This window comes from Adlercreutzia rubneri (assembly GCF_009755265.1).
Taxonomy (GTDB): Bacteria; Actinomycetota; Coriobacteriia; order Coriobacteriales; family Eggerthellaceae; genus Adlercreutzia; species Adlercreutzia rubneri.
On record NZ_WPOO01000001.1, the window covers coordinates 1 to 17,041 of the forward strand.

Consider the following 17,041-nt stretch of genomic DNA (forward strand, 5'->3'; position numbering starts at 1 on the left):
AGATGTGTATAGGAGTCAGCGGCTGGGCGGGGGCGGGAGCGATCGGAGCCGAGGGCTCCGTCGATTTCGATGCAGGTGTGTTCATGGAAGCTATCATAGCCTATTTTCCCCGCATCGGCCCCGCGTCGGCGGCAAGCCCGCCAAGATGCCAGAAAATCCGCTTATGGGTCGCAGGGGCTTTTCGCCGATTCGGTCAAAGTTTTTCTCGGGGGATTTTCCGCGCCCCCGCGTTCATTTAAGATAATGGACGCGGTCAACAATGGACAGGAGGTTTGTCTTCCCATGACCGATATAGCGACAGTTTCCAACGCCGAGGCCACGGCTGCCGCGGTGGATGCGGCCCGGCGCGGCGAGGGGGTGGCCGTGCTCGTCCCGTGCTACAACGAGGCGCCCACCATCGCTAAGGTGGTCTCCGACTTCCGCGCGGCGCTGCCCGAGGCGACGATCTACGTCTACGACAACAACTCCACCGACGGCACCGCGGACATTGCCGCGGCGGCCGGGGCGGTGGTGCGCCGGGAGTCCCGCCAGGGCAAGGGCAACGTGGTGAGAAGCATGTTCCGCGACATCGACGCCGAGTACTACCTCATGGTCGACGGCGACGACACCTACCCGGCCGAGGCCGCCGGCGACCTTCTGGCCCCGCTCGCGGCCGATGCGGCGGACATGACCGTGGGCGACCGCATCTCCAACGGCGCCTACGGCAAGGAGAACGAGCGGCCCTTCCACAACTTCGGCAACAACCTCGTGCGCCGGCTCATCCGCGTCATCTACGGCTACGCCTTCGAGGACGTCATGACCGGCTACCGCGCCTTCACCCGCGCCTTCGTGAAGACGATGCCCGTCATGAGCGGCGGCTTCCAGATCGAGACCGAGATCTCCATCTGGGCCGTGGACCGCCGCTGGCGGGTGGCCGACGTGCCCATCGACTACCGCGACCGGCCCGAGGGCTCGGAGAGCAAGCTGTCCACCTTCTCCGACGGCATGCTCGTGCTCGCGGCCATCGCGAGCCTGTTCCGCGACTACCGCCCCATGGCCTTCTTCGGATGGCTCGGCCTGGCGCTCGCCGTGGTGGGGCTGTGCTTCGGGCTGCCGGTGGTGGCGGAGTACCTCGGCACCGGCTACGTGGCGAAGCTCCCCTCGGCGGTGCTCGCCGTGGCGCTCATGATCGTGGCGGCGCTCTCCTGGACGGCCGGCCTCATCCTGGACACCGTGGCGAAGTCCCACCGGCGCCAGTGGGAGATGAGCGTGTACCGGGTGATGGAGGCGGATGCCGAGCGCTAGGGCCGTCGCCGAGAAAAAGCGAACGACGTCCTTGCAAAGTGCGGTGCACTCTGCCATACTATGCAAGCTGTTTTAAGCGGTCCCCATAGTCTAACGGTTAGGACGCGGCCCTTTCAAGGCTGAAATACGGGTTCGATTCCCGTTGGGGGCACCACTTGAGAATCGCTGAACCCCGCTTGCGAGCGGGGTTTCTTTATGAAAGGCCTCAGGGAGAATACGATGGGAAAGCTCGTCCAGCAGTTCATGAAGTTCGGCGTGGTGGGCGTTATCGCCTTCGTCATCGACTATGGCCTCATGGTGGCGCTCACAGAGCTGGCCGGCGTGAACTACCTCATCAGCGCCACCATCTCCTTCACGGTGTCGGTCGTCTTCAACTACCTGGCCTCCATGCGCTACGTGTTCACGCACAAGCAGGGGCTCTCGCGCCGGCGCGAGTTCGTCATCTTCGTGGTGCTCTCCGTGATCGGCCTGGGAGTGAACGATCTGCTCATGTGGCTCGGCTCGTCGGTTCTGGGCGTGAGCTACCTCATCGTGAAGATCGTTGCCACGGCCATCGTCATGGTGTACAACTTCGTGACGCGCAAGATCTTCCTCGACGGCGACACCGGCGCCGTTCTCGAGTAGCTGGCCCTCGCGACGATCCGAGGGCGAGCCGTTCCTTGGGCAGGAGCCGATTCGGTAACGGGGTGCTTCTGCGGGCGCAAGAGCCGTCGCGTGGGGTATTCTTTCGGGGTGCCGTTTTCGAAAAACTGGTAGCAACTGCCACTTTGACCCCGAAATGGCCAGCTCTGTTTCTCCCTTCCCGCCATTTCTATCCTCAACTGGCATTTTTCTGCCACTTTAGGCTCAAAATGGCAGATGCGTTTTTTGCCCATCGACCATTTCTGGGTCGAAGTGGCATTTGCCCCCAGTTTTCGAGTACTGTGTCCGAAAACGAGTTGCGAACGGCGCTCCCGCGGGATGGGGAGAAGGCATCATCTCTGGTAGAATGGGCGAAATCCTCGGGCTCCTCTCTGCTAGGCGCTCGGAAAGCTCCGGGTCGCTTTATTCAAGGTGCATCGGGAAATTCGCAGGTCGGCACTGGGCTGGTCGCTCGGTCGGCGTTGCGTCGGCTGCTTGGTTAGGAGGCTAGTCGTGGTTCCTTCCATAGAAGAGGGGAGAATCGTCCTCATTGCGAACCCCGTGTCGAAGAGCGGGCGGGGGGCCGTGGCCGCCTCCGAGGCGGCGCGGCTTCTGCGCGAGCGCGTGGGCGACGGGCGTTTCGAAATGCTTACCACGGCCTGGGCCGGCCACGGGGAGTCGCTGGCTCGCGAGCTGGGCCCCGACGTGGGTTGCGTCATCGCGCTCGGCGGCGACGGCCTGGTGAACGAGGTGGTGAACGGCCTTATGGCCCGCGCCCCCCAGGATCGCCCGGTCCTGGCCGTCATCCCCGTGGGCTCCGGCAACGATTACGCCGAGACGTTGGGCATGGCCTACTCCGTCCCCACGGCGGTCACCGAAATTCTGCGCTTTCAAACGGTGCGGGCCGACGTGGGGCGCGTCAACGGCCGCTACTTCGCCGAGACGCTCTCCTTCGGTTTGGACGCCGCTATCGCGCTTGACACCATGGACCGTCGCCAGAAGTCCGGCCGCGCCGGCACCATGCTCTATTTGGAAAGTGCCGTCGATCAGCTGTTCCACCACTTGCAGGTGTTTTCCTTCAAGATGGATGTCCTGGGGGCGGAGCCGGGATGCGCCCCTCATCCGGAATGGGACGATGCCTATCTGGTAGCCGTACAGGTGGGGCCCACCTACGGTGGCCACTTCCGCATCACGCCCAAGGCGCGCCTCGACGACGGGCTGCTCGACATCTGCTGGGCCACGCCGGAGCTTTCGTCCATGCGGGCGCTGGCGCTCCTTCTGCGCGCCCGGGGCGGCAAGCACACGGGAAGCGACCACATCCATTTCCGGCGAGCATCCTCCCTCGTGCTCGACTTCGAGGAGGAGCCGCCGGCCCAGATGGACGGGGAGCCGGTTCACGGCACGCACTTCCTCATCGACTGCGTCCCCGACGCCCTCACCGTCGTTGTGGGCCAGCGGTAGGGCAATGAAAAAGCCCCGCGGGGGCGGGGCTTGCGCTTTGAAGGTGGTGCCCTCGACAGGATTCGAACCTGCGGCACCTTGCTCCGGAGGCAAGTGCTCTATCCCCTGAGCTACGAGGGCACGAATTCAGGGTCCCGACAGGCGGGTGCTGCGCTATTATAGGGCAATTGCGCCGCCACGGACGGCAAATCCGTAAAATACCCCTCAGATGGAACGAGAACGGAACAGGAGCCCCCAGTGATCGATACGTCCACCAGGAACGATAACGCCGCGTCCGACCGCTCCGTCGACACGGCGAAGGCTCAGGACGCGGCGGCCCCTGAGGTCGCGACGGCTCCCGCTTCGGCCCCGTGCGCCTCGGGCGCGCCCGGCGAGGTGGTGCCCATCGAGCGCATGAGCTTCGGGTCGGCGGCCGTGGGGCACCTGTCTGACGGCAAGACTGTGTTCGTGGAAGGGGCCGTGCCGGGCGATGTCGCCCGCGTGGAGCTGACCGAGGAGAAGCCCCGCTTCGCCCGCGGGCGTGCGGCCGAGATCCTTGAGGCCTCGCCCGACCGCGTGGCGCCCCCGTGCGCGGCGGGCTGCGGGGGATGTCCCTGGGCGCCCCTCGCCTACGAGGCTCAGCTTGTCGCCAAACGGGCGAACGTGGTGGACGCTCTAGTGCGCACGGCCCATATGGACGCGGCCCGCGCCGAGGCCCTTGTCGGTTCCTGCGTGCCCTCGAAACGCCAGTGGGGCTACCGCAACAAGCTGGAGCTGTCCTGCGGCGCCGACGGTGCCGGTCGCCTCATCTTGGGCATGCGTCCCGAAGGGGGCGCCGACGTCGTCTCGCTGGACGCGTGCCCCTTGGCCCACCGGAACATCGAAGGTGCCCCCAAGGCGCTTAGGGGCGCGCTACGCTACCTCTCCGGCGGCAGCGACCTGGGCCTGTTCCGCGTGGGGGTGCGCGGCAGCCTGCGCACCCGTGATGTGGAGATCGCCCTGTGGACGACCCCGGGTCCCTTCCCGCGGGCCGCGGCGGCCAAAACCCTCGCCAGCGCGCTGAAGAACACCTCCGTCGTCCGCGTCGTGGCCGACCCCGGGCGCGCCCGCAAGGTGAAGAAGGTGGAGGCCATCTCCGGCAAGGGCTGCTGGGAGGAGGAAGTGGCGGAAAGTCGCCTCCTTCTGAGCGCGCCCTCCTTCGCCCAGGTGAACACGGCTCAGGCCGAGAAGCTCGTCGAGCTGGTGCTCGCGGGTTTGGAAGTGGAGGCCGGCGACTACGTGGCCGACCTCTACGCCGGCGCCGGCACCTTCACGCTGCCGCTCGCCCGGGCCGGGGCCGAGGTGGTGGCCGTGGAGTCGGCGGGCAGCTCCGTGCGCGATCTGCGCCGCAACGCCGAGCGCGCCGGCGCCGACATCGACATTATCGGCGGGGATGCCGCCCGGGAGCTTCCCGAGCTGGGGGAGTTGGACGCGTTCGTGGTGGATCCGCCGCGCGCGGGGCTCGCCGAGGGGGTGGTGGCCTCCATCGCCGCCGCCTCGCCGCGGCGCGTGGCCTACGTCAGCTGCGACGCGTCCACCTGGGCCCGCGACGCGGCCCGTTTCGAGCAGGAGGGCTACCGTCTCATCCGCGCCACCCCCGTCGACCTCTTTCCGCAGACCTACCATGTGGAAGTGGTTAGCATTTTCGAGCGGTCCGGCTCCTAACCTGCTAGAATCATTCCCCGTATGCAATGAGACGCATTCGCGCCCGTAGCGCCCCCAAGCGCCGGCCGCCCGCGTCGCCGAGAACAAAGGAGGAGCCCCATGGCTCTCTACACCCCGGAATATCAGCCCACCGGCGAGGAGATTGCCGTCATCAACACCTCCAAGGGCACGATCCGCGTGCAGCTGGCGGGCAACGACGCCCCCATCCACGTCGGCAACTTCGTGGAGCTGGCGCAGAAGGGCTTCTACGACGGCCTGAAATTCCATCGCTACGTGCCCGGCTTCGTCATCCAGGGCGGCTGCCCCAACACCCGCGAGGCGACCCCCGAGCAGGTGGCCGCCGGCCGCGCCCCGGGCCTGGCCCCCTTCGGCACCGGCAACCCGGGCTACTCCATCAAGGAGGAGTTCACCACCAACCCGAACAACTCCCATGAGGACGGCGCGCTCGCCATGGCCCGCTCCATGGATCCCAACTCCGCCGGCTCGCAGTTCTACCTGTGCCTGGGCCCCCAGCACAACCTGGACTCCGGCTATACCGTGTTCGGCCAGACCATCGAGGGTAAGGACGTCATCGGCCAGCTGCGCGCCGGCGATGTCATCGAGTCCGTCGTCATCGAGAACGCCGCCGAGTAAGTACCGCCCCGCGAGAGGGGTCGGCGCCCGCCGTCCGAGCCGTCTCACCTCACTGCCGCGCCGCCTAAGCGGCCGCCCCGAATGTCGAGTGAAGGAAGTCTATGAACAACGAGTTATTCGATCGAGCAAATGAGCGCTACCGCCTGCGTGACTACCGCGGCGCGCTGATGGCTTTCACGGAATGCTTGCAGGACACGAACTTCCCGCTCACTCCCGGGGAAATGGGCCTTCTCTACCACCAGATCGGCAACTGTCTGGTGAAGCTGAAGAACCCGCGCGAGGCCATTCAGGCCTACAGCCAGGCCACGGCCGATACGGCCTATCGGGCGCTGGCGACGGTGGAGTGCAACCTCGGCATGGCCTACGCGTCGCTGCGCGACTACACGAACGCCATCAACTGCTTCGAGAAGTCGGTGGCCGACACGACCAACCCCACTCCCTACAAGTCCTACATGGGCATGGGCAACGCGCTCATGAAGCTCGGCAAGTCCGCCGAAGCCGGCGTGGCCTTCCGCGAGGCCGCTCTGGACGAGTCGAACCCCGACCCCACCAAGGCGCTTTTGAACCTGGGCGTCTGCTTCATGGCTCTGAACCGCCCGGCCGACGCCGTGGCCTCCTACGAGAGCGCCCTGCAGTTCGACATGCAGCCGGCCACGCGCAACAAGCTGCAGGCGAGCCTGGGGCAGGCCTACGTGGCCTGCGGCCAGATGGAGAAGGCGGTGCATGCCTTTGAGGAGGCCATCGCCGACAAGACGTACTACCTGTCCGATTCGGCCAGCGTCGACTACCAGCGCGCCGTGGGGGCCGTGGCCCAGGGAACGTCCGAGCAGAACCAGGCCACCCAGGTGCTGCAGCTGGCCGACATGTCCGGGCTCGACGTGGCCGCCGACGGCACGAGCGTCTACGACGAGGGCGCCTACGAGGGCGGCGACGTCTCCGAGGCCTTCTATTACGACGAGGGCACCTACGAGGCCGACCCGGCGAGCTTCCCCGGCTACGTGGGCGCCTACGAGAACGTCGACAACGACCGGTTCTTCACGGCCACCGACGCCGAGCTCGAGCAGTGGTCGCGCGGTTTGGCCAAGCAGGATCGCAAGCGCCGCAACGTGGGTTTGAAGATCCTGCTGTTCTTCGTCATCGTCATCGTGCTGGCCGCCGCGGCCGGCGTGTTCGCCTATACCCAGGGCTACGGCTACCCCACGGTGCAGACGGTGACCCAGGAGCTGTTCAGCGACCCGTCCGGCGCCGCCGACAAGGTGTTCTCCGCCGATGTGGACAAAGATGCCATCCCGGCCATGCTCGATCCGGTGGTGACCGATTCCAACGTGACCATCGACGGCGTGAGTCGCTCCATGACCGAGTCCACGGTGTACGCCACGGCCAAAACCGAGGAGGGCGGGTCCGTGCAGTACCGCATCTCCATGGTGCGCGACGGCATCACGTGGAAGGTCAGCAACGTGGAGCTGTACTTCCCGAGCCAGGCCTAAAGCGCATCGGGCCGTTTTCCGATTTCAGCAAACCCGGCCCGCGCCTTGCGGGCCGTCTGCAAGCAAGACCCTTACAACGAAAGGAATTCCATGGCTATCCAGCAGACCTACTCCATGATCAAGCCCGACGGCGTGCGCAACGGGCACATCGGCGAGATCATCAACCGCTTCGAGCGCGCCGGCCTCACCATCGAGCGCATGGAGCTGGGCATGGTCACCCCCGAGCAGGCGAAGGCGAACTACGCCGAGCACGAGGGCAAGCCCTTCTACGACGGGCTGATCGCGTACATCACCTCCGGCCCCGTGGTGAAGATGGTCGTCTCCGGCGAGGGCGCCGTGGCCAAGTGCCGTTCGCTCATGGGCGCCACCAACCCGGCCGAGGCGGCCCCGGGCACCATCCGCGGCGATTTCGGCCTCATCATGGACGAGAACGTGATCCACGGCTCCGACAGCCCTGAGTCCGCCGAGCGCGAGATCAAAATCTTTTTTAATTAAAAAAGATTAAGCCGACACTGCGAAGCCCCAATGCACCGATATTTGGCGCTTTCTCGCTTGCCCTCACGTACCTTAGTACGCTCGGCCGTGAGACGCGCCAACTATCGGCACCTTGGGGCTTCTCGCTGACCTTGCCAACAATGTGAGTTGGCAATGGCTCTATCGGAAAGCCCTGAGAGGGGCTTTTTGCGTTTCCGTCTGGTTTTTCTGGGCCATCGGCCTGCGCGAGGGAGTGGGGCGGCGGAAGAGCCGTTACTATGGAAGGAGACGGAACCGTTGCGCGAACCGTTGCGCGCGCAGGACGTAAGGAACAGAATCGCCTATGCTGTATCGCGTCATTGACGAGACGGAGGCGCCGGCGCTCGTCGCCGCCTTCATGGAGCGCTACGAGGTGGTGGCGCCGGTCAAGCGGGGGGACAAGTACGTGTTCTCCGCCGTCGATTCCTTCGACGAGATCGCGCTGGACTACCCCACGACCATCGCCTCTCCCAAGAAGTACCTCCTGCCGGCCAAAGAGACCCTCTTCGAGTTCGATGCCGAGAATAACGAGGTGACCGATTACACCGATGAGGTGCGCCCCCGGGTGCTCTTCGGCGTGCACGCCTGCGACATCAACGGCCTGCAGAACTTGAGCAGCGTCTTCAACGACCCGCGCTATCCCGATCCCTACTACGCGGCCCATGCCGCCGCCACGCTCATCGTCGGCGTCGCCTGCATGCCGTCGGCGAACTGCTTCTGCAACCTCATGGACGCCGAGGAGGCACGGGCCGCCTACGACCTGTTCCTCACGAACATCGGCGGCCGCTACCTCGTTTCCATCGGCAGCGTCGTGGCGGCGAACATCTTGGAGGCGGCCTGCGATGTCCGTGAGGCCACCGACGAGGACCGCATCGCGTTTCGCGCCGCCACCCGCGCGCGCCAGGAGGCCTTCAACCGGGACATCCCCGATATCCAGGAGATCCCCATGCTCATGGACGCCTTCCACGAGGACGAGTTCTGGGAGGAGCTGGGCGGCCGCTGCCTTTCCTGCAACGCCTGCGCGAACGTATGCCCCACCTGCTACTGCTTCGATATCCGCGACACGCTGGACCCGGGCGCGGCCACGGGGCGCCGCGAGCGCGTGTGGGACGCCTGCACCTCGCCGCAGTTCGCCATGGTCGCCGGCGGCCACAACTTCCGGCCCACGCCGGCCTCCCGCGTGCGGCACCGCATGTACCACAAGCTCAACGGCTTTCTGGCCAAGCACGACCGCAACCTCTGCGTGGGCTGCGGCCGCTGCGTTTCCGCCTGCAAAGTCGACATCAGCCCCATCGAGGTGCTGAAGTTCTTCGACCGAAAGGGGGCCTAAGAGCCATGGCGAACGACAACATCGTGGCCGTGCATCCCTTCCGCGACGCCGGGCGCGAGGCCACCGGCGCCGAGCTCATGCACGCGAACCCCTACCGTCCGTGGCCGGCGCGCATCACCTCCATCACCGAGCTCACGCCCACCGAGAAGCTCTTCGAGTTCCGCTTCGTGGACGAGCGCATCCGCGAGGCCTTCCGCCAGGAGCCGGGGCAGTTCGTGGAGCTGTCCATCTTCGGCGTGGGGGAGGCGCCCATCTCCATCTCGTCGTCGCCCACCAAGCAGGGCTTCATCGAGCTGTGCGTCCGCCGCACTGGCCGGTTCACCGAGCGGCTGCACCAGATGCAGTGCGGCGAGATCGTCGGCATCCGCGGGCCCTTCGGACGCGGGTTCCCCATCGACGAGATGCGCGGCCACGACGTGCTTTTGGTGGCGGGCGGCCTGGGCATCGCGCCTCTGCGCTCGCTCATCAACAACATCCACGACGAGCGCAGCGAGTTCGGGAAGGTCACGATCATCTACGGTTCCAAAAACCCCTCCGAGGTCATGTTCCGCAACCAGTTCGAGATGTGGAAGCACCGCAAGGATTTCGAGCTGCACCTGACCGTGGATCATCCCGACGATACGTGGGATGGGGAAGTGGGGCTGGTCACCAAGCCGTTCGAGCACTTGGAGATCGACCCGACGAACACCTTCGGCGCCCTTTGCGGGCCGCCGATCATGTACCGGTTCGTCGTGCAGGAGATGCGCAAGAAGGACATCCCCTACGATCGTATCTACATGAGCTTCGAGCGCCACATGAAGTGCGGCGTGGGCAAGTGCGGGCACTGCCAGGTGGGCCATCAGTACTGCTGTATCGACGGGCCCGTCTTCAACTATTGGGAAGCCAAGAACATTCAGGGGTCGATGTAAATGAGCGAGAACCTGTCACCGACCGCCGAGCGCCGTGCTCCCCGCGTGGTCGTTATCGGCCTGGCCAGCTGCTTCGGCTGCCAGATCAACATCACGAACATCGAGCGCCACCTCATGGACGTGCTCGGCCAGATCGATCTGGGATACTGGCAGCTGACAAGCTCGGTGCCGATGCCCGACGAGTTCGACGTGGCCGTCATCGAGGGGGCCGTCACCACCGAGGAGGCGGCCGAGACGGTACGCCGCGCCCGCGAGCGCGCGGGGAGCGTGATCGCCATCGGATCGTGCGCCGTCACCGGCGGCATTCCCGGCATGGCCTCGGGCGATCTGGCGGGTCATGTGGAGTCCGTCTACGGCGATGCGGCGCCCGATGCCTGCGGCGACCTGTTGGCGCCGCGGCCCGTGTCGGACGTGATCGACGTGGACGCAGAGGTGCGCTGCTGCCCGATTGACCCCTTCGAGTTCGTGCGCGTGCTCGACGGCGTTCTCTATGGAAGCAACCGGCTGCCGGCCACCTCGGCTTTGTGCGGCGAGTGCTCCCGCAACGAGAAGGGGTGCTTCTACAAGCAGGGCGTCATGTGCCTGGGACTCGTGACCCGGGCCGGCTGCGGGGCGAAGTGCCCGGCGCTGGGCCGTCCCTGCAACGGCTGCGCGGGACTCTCTCCCGATTCCAACGTGGAGGCCGCCCGCTACGTCGTGGGAAAGCGCGGCCTTGAGGTCGCGCGCTTCAACGACGCCCTGGAGATGTTCAACGCCGTGGCGATAAACGCCGCACAAGGGGAGGAGTAACCTCATGGCCGCCACCGAGATTTCCGTCGACCACATCGCCCGCGTCGAGGGCCACGGCGACATCCGCCTCGTTATCGAGGACGGTCGGGTCGTCACCTGCAAGATGGCCGTGGTGGAGCCGGCGCGCCTGTTCGAATCCATGGTGCGGGGCCGCTCCTTCGAAGAGGTGCCCTACATCGCCTCCCGCGTCTGCGGCATCTGCTCGTCGAGCCACGTCGTCACCGACCTGCGCGCCATCGAGCAGGTCTTCGGTGTGGAAGTGACCGACCGCACCGAGGCCCTGCGCGAGCTTCTGCTCTACGGCTCCTACCTGCAGAACCACGGCACGCATCTGTTCGTGTTCGCTGCCCCGGACTTCTTGGGCCACAAGTCGGTGTTCCCGTTGGCCGAGGGCAACCCAGAGCTGTTCGAGCGCGCGCTGGGATTGAAGGCGCTGGGCAACGAGCTGTGCACCCTGGTGGGCGGCCGGTCCATCCATCCCATCACGGCGGTGGTGGGCGGATTCACCCACGAGATCTCCGCCGACGAGTACCTGCGTCTGGCCGAGGCCATGGACGCCACGCGCGAGTTCGCCTTAGCCAGCGTCGATCTGTTCCGCGATTTCGACACCGTGGACGTGCAGACGGAGGGCGACCTGCTCGCCATGGTGGCGCCTGATGCTTACCCGGTGTGCACCTCCGACACCCTGCGCTTCGTTCGCGCCGGCTACGATTTCAGTGCCCAGGACGTGGAAGAGGAGATCGAGGAGTACCCGGTGGGGCACTCTGCCGCCTTCCTCGCCCGGGCGCGCCGCACGGGACGGCCCTATATGACTGCCGCCCTGGCCCGCGTGAATGCCAGCTGGGACGCGCTTTCCAAGGACGCGCGCTACGCCGCCGCCAAGGCGGGGCTGCGCCCTCCCGAGTACAACCCCTTCGCCAACAACATCGCCCAGGCGGTGGAGCTGGTGGACGTGCTCGACCGCTGCTCAGCGCTCTGCCGGCGCCTGGCCGCCGACGAGTTCGAGGGCTCGAGCGAGCCGGTGCCTTTCGAGGTGCGCGCCGGTCGTGGCGTGGGATTCACCGAGGCCCCGCGCGGGGCGCTGTTCCACATCCTGGACATCAACGGCGAGGGCCGCATCGAGCGCGCCTCCATCATGACGCCCACGGCCCAGAACATCGCGAACTTGGAGGCGGACATGCGCCAGCTCGCCGAGAAGATGGTCGCCGGGGGCTACGATGCCGACCTCATCACCCTGGAAGTGGAGAAGCTCGTCCGCGCCTACGACCCCTGCCTCTCCTGCAGCGTGCACTAAGTTTTGGCAATGTAGGGCTCGGAGCCGCCGGGGTGGCCCGCGCGCAGGTTGCGCAGCGAACGGAACAGTCCAGTGGACTGTTCCGCCGAGCGAGCCATTGCTTGAGCACGGGGCACCCCGGCGGCTCCGAGCCCGGACAATCCCTTACACCTATGGAGTTTCTAAGCCCCTAGGCCCCGTGTGATAAAATCTAAGGCTGACTGTAACCTATACGTATCCGAAGGGTTTGCCTGTATGTCATTCCTTGATTGGTTTTCGGGCCTGACCGGCCAGATGTCCGCGGACATGGCCATCGATCTGGGCACTGCCAATACCCTTGTTGCTATTACGGGGGAGGGCATCGTCATCAACGAGCCCTCCGTTGTCGCCATAGAAAAGTCCACTCAGCGCGTGCTGGCCGTCGGCCATGAGGCCAAGAACATGATCAACCACACGCCGGACGCGTTCTCCGCCGAGCACCCGCTCAAAGACGGCGTCATCGCCGACTACGATGTGACCGAGGCCATGATCTCGGCCTTCATCAACAAGGCGGCCGAGCGCAAGTACCCTTGGCAGCCCAAGCCCCGCATCGTCGTGTGCATCCCCTGCGGCGCCACTTCGGTTGAGAAACGCGCCGTGTTCGAGGCCACCATCCAGGCGGGCGCCCGCCAGGCCTACCTCATCGAGGAGCCCATGGCCGCCGCTATGGGCGCCGATCTGCCCGTGACCGAGCCGACCGGTTCCATGGTGGTCGATATCGGCGGCGGCACCACGGAGGTGGCCGTCATCTCGCTCGGCGGCATTGTGACGTCCAGCTCGCTTCGTTTGGCCGGCAACCGGCTCGACGAGGCCATCGCCATGCACCTGCGCGATTTGCTCGGCATCAAGATCGGCGAGCGTACGGCCGAGGTCATCAAGATTAAGATCGGCTCCATCCTTCCCTTCGAGGACGGCCGCGAGCGCGACATGATCATCTCCGGCCAGGACGTCTACACCGAGCAGCCCAAGGAGGTCACCATCCAGTCCGAGGACGTGCGCGCGGCGCTTCAGGCCCCCATCGAGGAGATGGTGCTGCACATCAAGGACACCTTCAAGAAGACCAACCCCGACCTGGCCAGCGACATCATCCAGAACGGCATCCTGCTCACGGGCGGCGGCGGCCTGCTCTCGGGCCTCGACCGCTACCTCACCGACAAGCTTGAGATTCCCGTGTGGGTGTCCGAGACGGCGCTGACCAACGTGGTGTCGGGCTGCCTGAAGGTGCTCGAGACGCCGACGGCCCTCAAGCAGACGCTCATGCGCTCGAAGTAGGTCTTTCGCTTCCTATGGCTCTCAACTTTCAGCAACACGAACCGGCCTCCGCGGGCCGGCTCTCGCTCATTATCGCGCTGGCGGTCTCGCTGGTGTGCGTCGGCCTGTACCAGGCCGAGGGCGCTACAGGCCCCCTGCATTCCCTGCAGTCCGCCGTGGAGGGCGCCATGGTGCCCCTGCAGCGGGCGAGCGCGCCTCTCACCGAGGCCGTGGACGACGCCGGGGCCGCGGCGGCCGAGGGTGGCGTTACCGAGGAGACCTACGCGACGTTGCGCCAGCAGAACGAGCAGCTCGTGCAGCAGCTGGCCGCCGCCGAGGAGCAGCGTCTCGAGAACGAGCGGCTGCGCGGCCTTCTGAACCTGCGCGACACCTACGAGATCACCGGCGTGTCCGGCCGCGTCATCGGGCGGACCACCGACGCGTGGAACCAGACGGTGACCCTGGACGTCGGATCGAGCTCCGGCGTGGAAACGGGGCTCACCGTGCTCGGTCCCACGGGCGTCGTGGGCCAGGTCATCTCCGTGGACGGCGGCTCGTGCCGGGTGCGCCTGCTCACCGATCCGCAGTCCGGGGCGGCCGCCATGGTGCAGTCGAGCCGGGCCGAGGGCATCGTGCGCGGCTCCATGGACGGCCTGCTCTATCTGGAGAACATCGGCGCGGACGTGAACGTGCAGGTGGGTGACGTGGTTCTCACGAGCGGCCTGGGCGGGAGCTACACCCGGGGCCTCATCATCGGCACGGTGGTGCGCGTCGAGGGCAGCGCCGGCAGCGACACCCGCAAGATCGTCGTGGCCCCCAACGACACCGTGAGCCTCATGGAGGAGGCGCTCGTGGTGTTCTCCGCGGCCGACGACGCCGCCGACCGCACCGTGACGGCGCCCACGAGCGCCGACGGCGGCGAGGGAGCGTCCAGTTCCGGCTCGGGCGATTCCGGCGACGGCAACGATACCGGCAGCGGTGACGACAGTGCCAGCGGCGACGGCTCCGGCGACGATGCGGGCCGCTCTGACGGCACCGAAGGAGGGGAGGCCGCATGATGGAACTTTCCCGCGAGACGGTGGCGGGCGTCATCGGCGCCGTCATCGCCGTGCTTCTGCAGATAACCGTGGCGCCGGCCATCACGCTGTTCGAGGCCGTGCCCAACTTCATCGTGGCCTTTTGCATCGTGCGCGCCGTGGCCACGCCGGCCGCGTCCGGGTCGGTCATGCCGCTGGTTTTGGGCCTTCTCTTCGACCTCATGGGCGGCGGTCCTGTGGGAGGGATGGCCTTTGTGCTCGTGCTGGTAACGTTTCTGGCCTCGCGGCTGTTCATGGCGCTCAACAACGATACCCTGTTCATGCCGGTGGCCATCATGCTGGCGTGCATCATGCTCGTCGAGGTGATGTACGGGCTCATCGTCGTGGTCTGCGGCGCCGACGTGCCCTTGGGGGAGGCCTTCCTCTACCGCACGCTGCCCTGCATGCTCTACGACTGCGTCATCGGCCTTTTGCTGTATCCGATCGCCGCGCGGTTGATGGTCGATCGCCCGCGCGTCCAACCCGGGACGCCGGTCCTTCGTTAGGAAGGGGGAGCCGTGCTCGTAGCTATCATCGTCGCCGTCCTGGCGGCGGTCATCGTCATTGTAGCCGTGGCAGCGGCGCTCGCGCTGCGCGCCCGCAGGGAGACGCCCTCGGTCGGCCGCGCCAAGGGAGTCTCGGAGCTTTCCACCGTGGGCGTGGGAAGCTCGCCCTTCGAGCGCCGCTCCAAGGCCCAGGCCGCCCGCGAGGGCGATGTGACCGTGTCCAGCTCCGAGCCCGGGGCCGCGTCGAAGAAGCCCTCTGACGAGCTGGGACGCCGCTTTGCGGGTCTGGCGGCGGCGGCCGTGGCTATCTTTGGCGCCCTGTCGGCGAAGCTGTGGTCCATGCAGATCGCGGGATCTGAGGCCTACGCCCAGGCGGCGGAGGAGAACCTGTACACCACGGTGAAGACGCCCGCCCCCCGCGGCTGCATCTACGACACCAACGGCGAGGCTTTGGTGGTGAACCGCCCGAGCCAGACCGTCGTGGCCGACCCTGAGGTGGCCGACAACCGCGATGTCGTGCGCCGGCTCTCCACGGTGCTGGGGCTTCCCGCCAACGTGGTGCTCCAGCGCATCAACGATGCCGCCGCCGGCGCTCAGAGCCTGCGCGTGGTGGGGGAGGACGTGCGCCTGCGCGACGTGGCCTTCATCGCCGAGCATGCCGACGCTTTCCCCGGCATCACCGTGGAGGAGCGCTCCCAGCGCGAGTATCCCTACGGGGCGCTGGCGGCCCATGTGCTCGGCTACACCGGCTCGCCCTCGGCTGCCCGGCTTGAGGAGAAGATCGAGGGCCGCGACATCCTCGCCATCGACGTGGTGGGCAACGCTGGGGTGGAGGCCACCTACGACGCGTACTTGTCCGGCGAGCACGGCGAGAGCCAGGTCATGGTGGACGCCAACGGCCGGCGCATCTCGGTCATGAGCGACATCAAGGACACCAAGGGCAACGACCTCTACCTCACCATCGACGCCAGGGCTCAGTACGTGGCCGACGCGGCCCTGGCCAAGCTCATCGCGCCATCGGGCGGCGTCATCGGCACGGGCAAGGGCTCCAAGGGCGCCGTTGTGGCACTTGATGTGACCGACGGGTCGGTGCTCGTTATGTCAAGCTTCCCCACCTTCGACCCGACGAATTTCACCGGTGCCTTCTCCCAGGAACTCATGGATAGGTACAACTCCGAGGAGGCCTACGCGCCGCTGAACAACAACGTGGTGTCCGGCCAGTTCATGGCCGCCTCCACCTTCAAGGCCTTCACCTCCTTAGCTGGCCTGGAGTACGGCTTCGCCACGGAGAGCAGCTCGTGGAACTGCACGGGCAAGTGGGACGGCTTCGGCACTGGGGACGTGCAGCGCTGCTGGAAGCACGACGGCCATGGGACGCTCGATCTGCACGGGGGCATCGTGAACTCCTGTGACACGGTCTTCTACGAGATCGGCAAGGCTTTCTACGACCATGGGCCCGCCGGCACCGGCGAGATATCGGAGACGGCGCTCCAGGACTACCTGGGGCAGTTCGGCTTCGGCGAGAAGACCGACATCGATTTGGGCGGCGAGGCTGTGGGCGTCATTCCCACCCCGGCCTGGAAGGCCGAGCGCTGGCAGAACGTGCCCTCCGAAGCCACCTTCCGCGGCGGCGACTACACCAACATGATCATCGGCCAGGGCGATGTGCTCGTGACGCCCTTGCAGGTGGCCTGCGCCTACGCCGGCGTGGCCACGGGCCGCATCATGCGGCCGCACCTTCTGAAGGAGGTGCGCAACAGCGAGGGCGAGACGGTCGTCACCTACGAGCCGGTCGTCGAGCGTACGCCCGAGGTGACCGAGGCCCATCTGGCCTACGTGCGCGACGCGCTGCACGGCATGGTGCAGGAGTCCCACTCCGTGGCGCCCTTGTTCGAGGAGCTGGGAATCGATGCGGCCGGCAAGTCCGGCACCGGCGAGAAGCAGGATCAGAACGACACGGCATGGTTCGTGGCCTACGCCCCCTACAACGATCCGAAGTACGTCGTGGCCTGCGTGGTGGAGCAGGGCGGCGGCGGATCGGACACCGCGGCGCCGGTGGTGGCCGAGGTCATGGGCGCGCTCATGGACTGCGCCGCCGGCACGTCCTCGGTGAAGCCGGAGCGCATCTCCGGCTCGCCCGGCGAGTCCGTCGCCATCGCCAACGACTCCGGCGGCCGTGAGGACTAG

General features: G+C 66.5%; 16 protein-coding genes and 2 tRNA genes. 17 read left to right on the top strand and 1 reads right to left on the bottom strand.

From position 1 onward, the window contains the following. The 5 genes from GO707_RS12110 to GO707_RS00020 all read left to right on the top strand — a co-directional run. Nucleotides 1–239, top strand: a 239-nt coding sequence (locus tag GO707_RS12110) for a hypothetical protein (protein ID WP_232325469.1), incomplete at its 5' end; no start/stop codon positions are given. 43 nt (nt 240–282) lie between these two features. Beyond that, nucleotides 283–1,284: a glycosyltransferase family 2 protein gene (locus GO707_RS00005; RefSeq protein WP_114549651.1), complete on the top strand. Its 1,002-nt coding sequence runs from the start codon at nt 283–285 to the stop codon at nt 1,282–1,284. A 79-nt stretch (nt 1,285–1,363) separates the two neighbouring features. Next, nucleotides 1,364–1,438 (top strand) — tRNA-Glu (locus GO707_RS00010). 65 nt (nt 1,439–1,503) lie between these two features. Further along, nucleotides 1,504–1,908 carry a GtrA family protein gene (locus tag GO707_RS00015; protein WP_114539743.1) on the top strand — a complete coding sequence of 135 codons (405 nt, stop codon included), beginning with the start codon at nt 1,504–1,506 and terminating at the stop codon, nt 1,906–1,908. A gap of 510 nt (nt 1,909–2,418) precedes the next feature. Continuing rightward, nucleotides 2,419–3,366, top strand: coding sequence for a diacylglycerol/lipid kinase family protein (locus GO707_RS00020; protein ID WP_231699479.1), 948 nt, complete (start codon nt 2,419–2,421; stop codon nt 3,364–3,366). 44 nt (nt 3,367–3,410) lie between these two features. On the opposite strand, the gene GO707_RS00025 is transcribed toward GO707_RS00020, so the two are convergent. Further along, a tRNA-Arg gene (locus tag GO707_RS00025) sits at nt 3,411–3,486 on the bottom strand. A gap of 117 nt (nt 3,487–3,603) precedes the next feature. Between GO707_RS00025 and rlmD the strand changes: the two genes are divergently transcribed. The 12 genes from rlmD to mrdA all read left to right on the top strand — a co-directional run bounded on the left by rlmD (nt 3,604) and on the right by mrdA (nt 17,041). Further along, nucleotides 3,604–5,049 (top strand): 23S rRNA (uracil(1939)-C(5))-methyltransferase RlmD, encoded by a 1,446-nt coding sequence (gene rlmD / locus GO707_RS00030; RefSeq protein ID WP_315969921.1) that lies wholly within the window; start codon nt 3,604–3,606, stop codon nt 5,047–5,049. Nucleotides 5,050–5,148: 99 nt separating this feature from the next. Continuing rightward, nucleotides 5,149–5,682: a peptidylprolyl isomerase gene (locus GO707_RS00035; protein ID WP_114549649.1), complete on the top strand. Its 534-nt coding sequence runs from the start codon at nt 5,149–5,151 to the stop codon at nt 5,680–5,682. Nucleotides 5,683–5,783: 101 nt separating this feature from the next. Then, nucleotides 5,784–7,169, top strand: a complete 1,386-nt coding sequence (locus GO707_RS00040) for a tetratricopeptide repeat protein (RefSeq protein WP_114549648.1) — start codon at nt 5,784–5,786, stop codon at nt 7,167–7,169. Nucleotides 7,170–7,259: 90 nt separating this feature from the next. Further along, nucleotides 7,260–7,664 (top strand): nucleoside-diphosphate kinase, encoded by a 405-nt coding sequence (ndk, locus tag GO707_RS00045; protein WP_114539746.1) that lies wholly within the window; start codon nt 7,260–7,262, stop codon nt 7,662–7,664. A 322-nt stretch (nt 7,665–7,986) separates the two neighbouring features. After that, nucleotides 7,987–9,012, top strand: coding sequence for a 4Fe-4S dicluster domain-containing protein (locus GO707_RS00050; protein WP_114549647.1), 1,026 nt, complete (start codon nt 7,987–7,989; stop codon nt 9,010–9,012). Between the two features lie 5 nt (nt 9,013–9,017). Next, on the top strand, nt 9,018–9,920 hold the full coding sequence (locus GO707_RS00055) for an FAD/NAD(P)-binding protein (protein ID WP_114549646.1): 903 nt from the start codon (nt 9,018–9,020) through the stop codon (nt 9,918–9,920). Continuing rightward, nucleotides 9,921–10,709: an NADH-quinone oxidoreductase subunit B family protein gene (locus tag GO707_RS00060; protein WP_114549645.1), complete on the top strand. Its 789-nt coding sequence runs from the start codon at nt 9,921–9,923 to the stop codon at nt 10,707–10,709. Nucleotides 10,710–10,713: 4 nt separating this feature from the next. Then, nucleotides 10,714–12,003 (top strand): Ni/Fe hydrogenase subunit alpha, encoded by a 1,290-nt coding sequence (locus tag GO707_RS00065; protein WP_157011442.1) that lies wholly within the window; start codon nt 10,714–10,716, stop codon nt 12,001–12,003. 234 nt (nt 12,004–12,237) lie between these two features. Beyond that, on the top strand, nt 12,238–13,293 hold the full coding sequence (gene mreB / locus GO707_RS00070) for a rod shape-determining protein (RefSeq protein WP_022739738.1): 1,056 nt from the start codon (nt 12,238–12,240) through the stop codon (nt 13,291–13,293). Between the two features lie 14 nt (nt 13,294–13,307). After that, the gene (gene mreC, locus GO707_RS00075) at nt 13,308–14,330 is read left to right on the top strand and encodes a rod shape-determining protein MreC (RefSeq protein WP_114539751.1); all 1,023 of its coding nucleotides are present in this window, start codon (nt 13,308–13,310) and stop codon (nt 14,328–14,330) included. After that, the gene (gene mreD / locus GO707_RS00080; protein ID WP_227070208.1) at nt 14,327–14,854 is read left to right on the top strand and encodes a rod shape-determining protein MreD; all 528 of its coding nucleotides are present in this window, start codon (nt 14,327–14,329) and stop codon (nt 14,852–14,854) included. The genes mreC and mreD overlap by 4 nt, the downstream gene beginning before the upstream one ends. A 12-nt stretch (nt 14,855–14,866) precedes the next feature. Further along, a complete protein-coding gene (mrdA, locus tag GO707_RS00085; protein ID WP_114539752.1) occupies nt 14,867–17,041 on the top strand; it encodes a penicillin-binding protein 2 in 2,175 nt (724 codons plus the stop codon).

What these genes read in the sequence shown, in the direction of transcription:
- mreD (WP_227070208.1), top strand. Translation starts at nt 14,327, where the DNA reads ATGATGGAACTTTCCCGCGAGACGGTGGCGGGCGTCATCGGCGCCGTC.
- GO707_RS00005 (WP_114549651.1), top strand. Translation starts at nt 283, where the DNA reads ATGACCGATATAGCGACAGTTTCCAACGCCGAGGCCACGGCTGCCGCG.
- mreC (WP_114539751.1), top strand. Translation starts at nt 13,308, where the DNA reads ATGGCTCTCAACTTTCAGCAACACGAACCGGCCTCCGCGGGCCGGCTC.
- GO707_RS00035 (WP_114549649.1), top strand. Translation starts at nt 5,149, where the DNA reads ATGGCTCTCTACACCCCGGAATATCAGCCCACCGGCGAGGAGATTGCC.
- GO707_RS00015 (WP_114539743.1), top strand. Translation starts at nt 1,504, where the DNA reads ATGGGAAAGCTCGTCCAGCAGTTCATGAAGTTCGGCGTGGTGGGCGTT.
- ndk (WP_114539746.1), top strand. Translation starts at nt 7,260, where the DNA reads ATGGCTATCCAGCAGACCTACTCCATGATCAAGCCCGACGGCGTGCGC.
- GO707_RS00060 (WP_114549645.1), top strand. Translation starts at nt 9,921, where the DNA reads ATGAGCGAGAACCTGTCACCGACCGCCGAGCGCCGTGCTCCCCGCGTG.
- mreB (WP_022739738.1), top strand. Translation starts at nt 12,238, where the DNA reads ATGTCATTCCTTGATTGGTTTTCGGGCCTGACCGGCCAGATGTCCGCG.
- GO707_RS00050 (WP_114549647.1), top strand. Translation starts at nt 7,987, where the DNA reads ATGCTGTATCGCGTCATTGACGAGACGGAGGCGCCGGCGCTCGTCGCC.
- GO707_RS00055 (WP_114549646.1), top strand. Translation starts at nt 9,018, where the DNA reads ATGGCGAACGACAACATCGTGGCCGTGCATCCCTTCCGCGACGCCGGG.
- GO707_RS00040 (WP_114549648.1), top strand. Translation starts at nt 5,784, where the DNA reads ATGAACAACGAGTTATTCGATCGAGCAAATGAGCGCTACCGCCTGCGT.
- GO707_RS00065 (WP_157011442.1), top strand. Translation starts at nt 10,714, where the DNA reads ATGGCCGCCACCGAGATTTCCGTCGACCACATCGCCCGCGTCGAGGGC.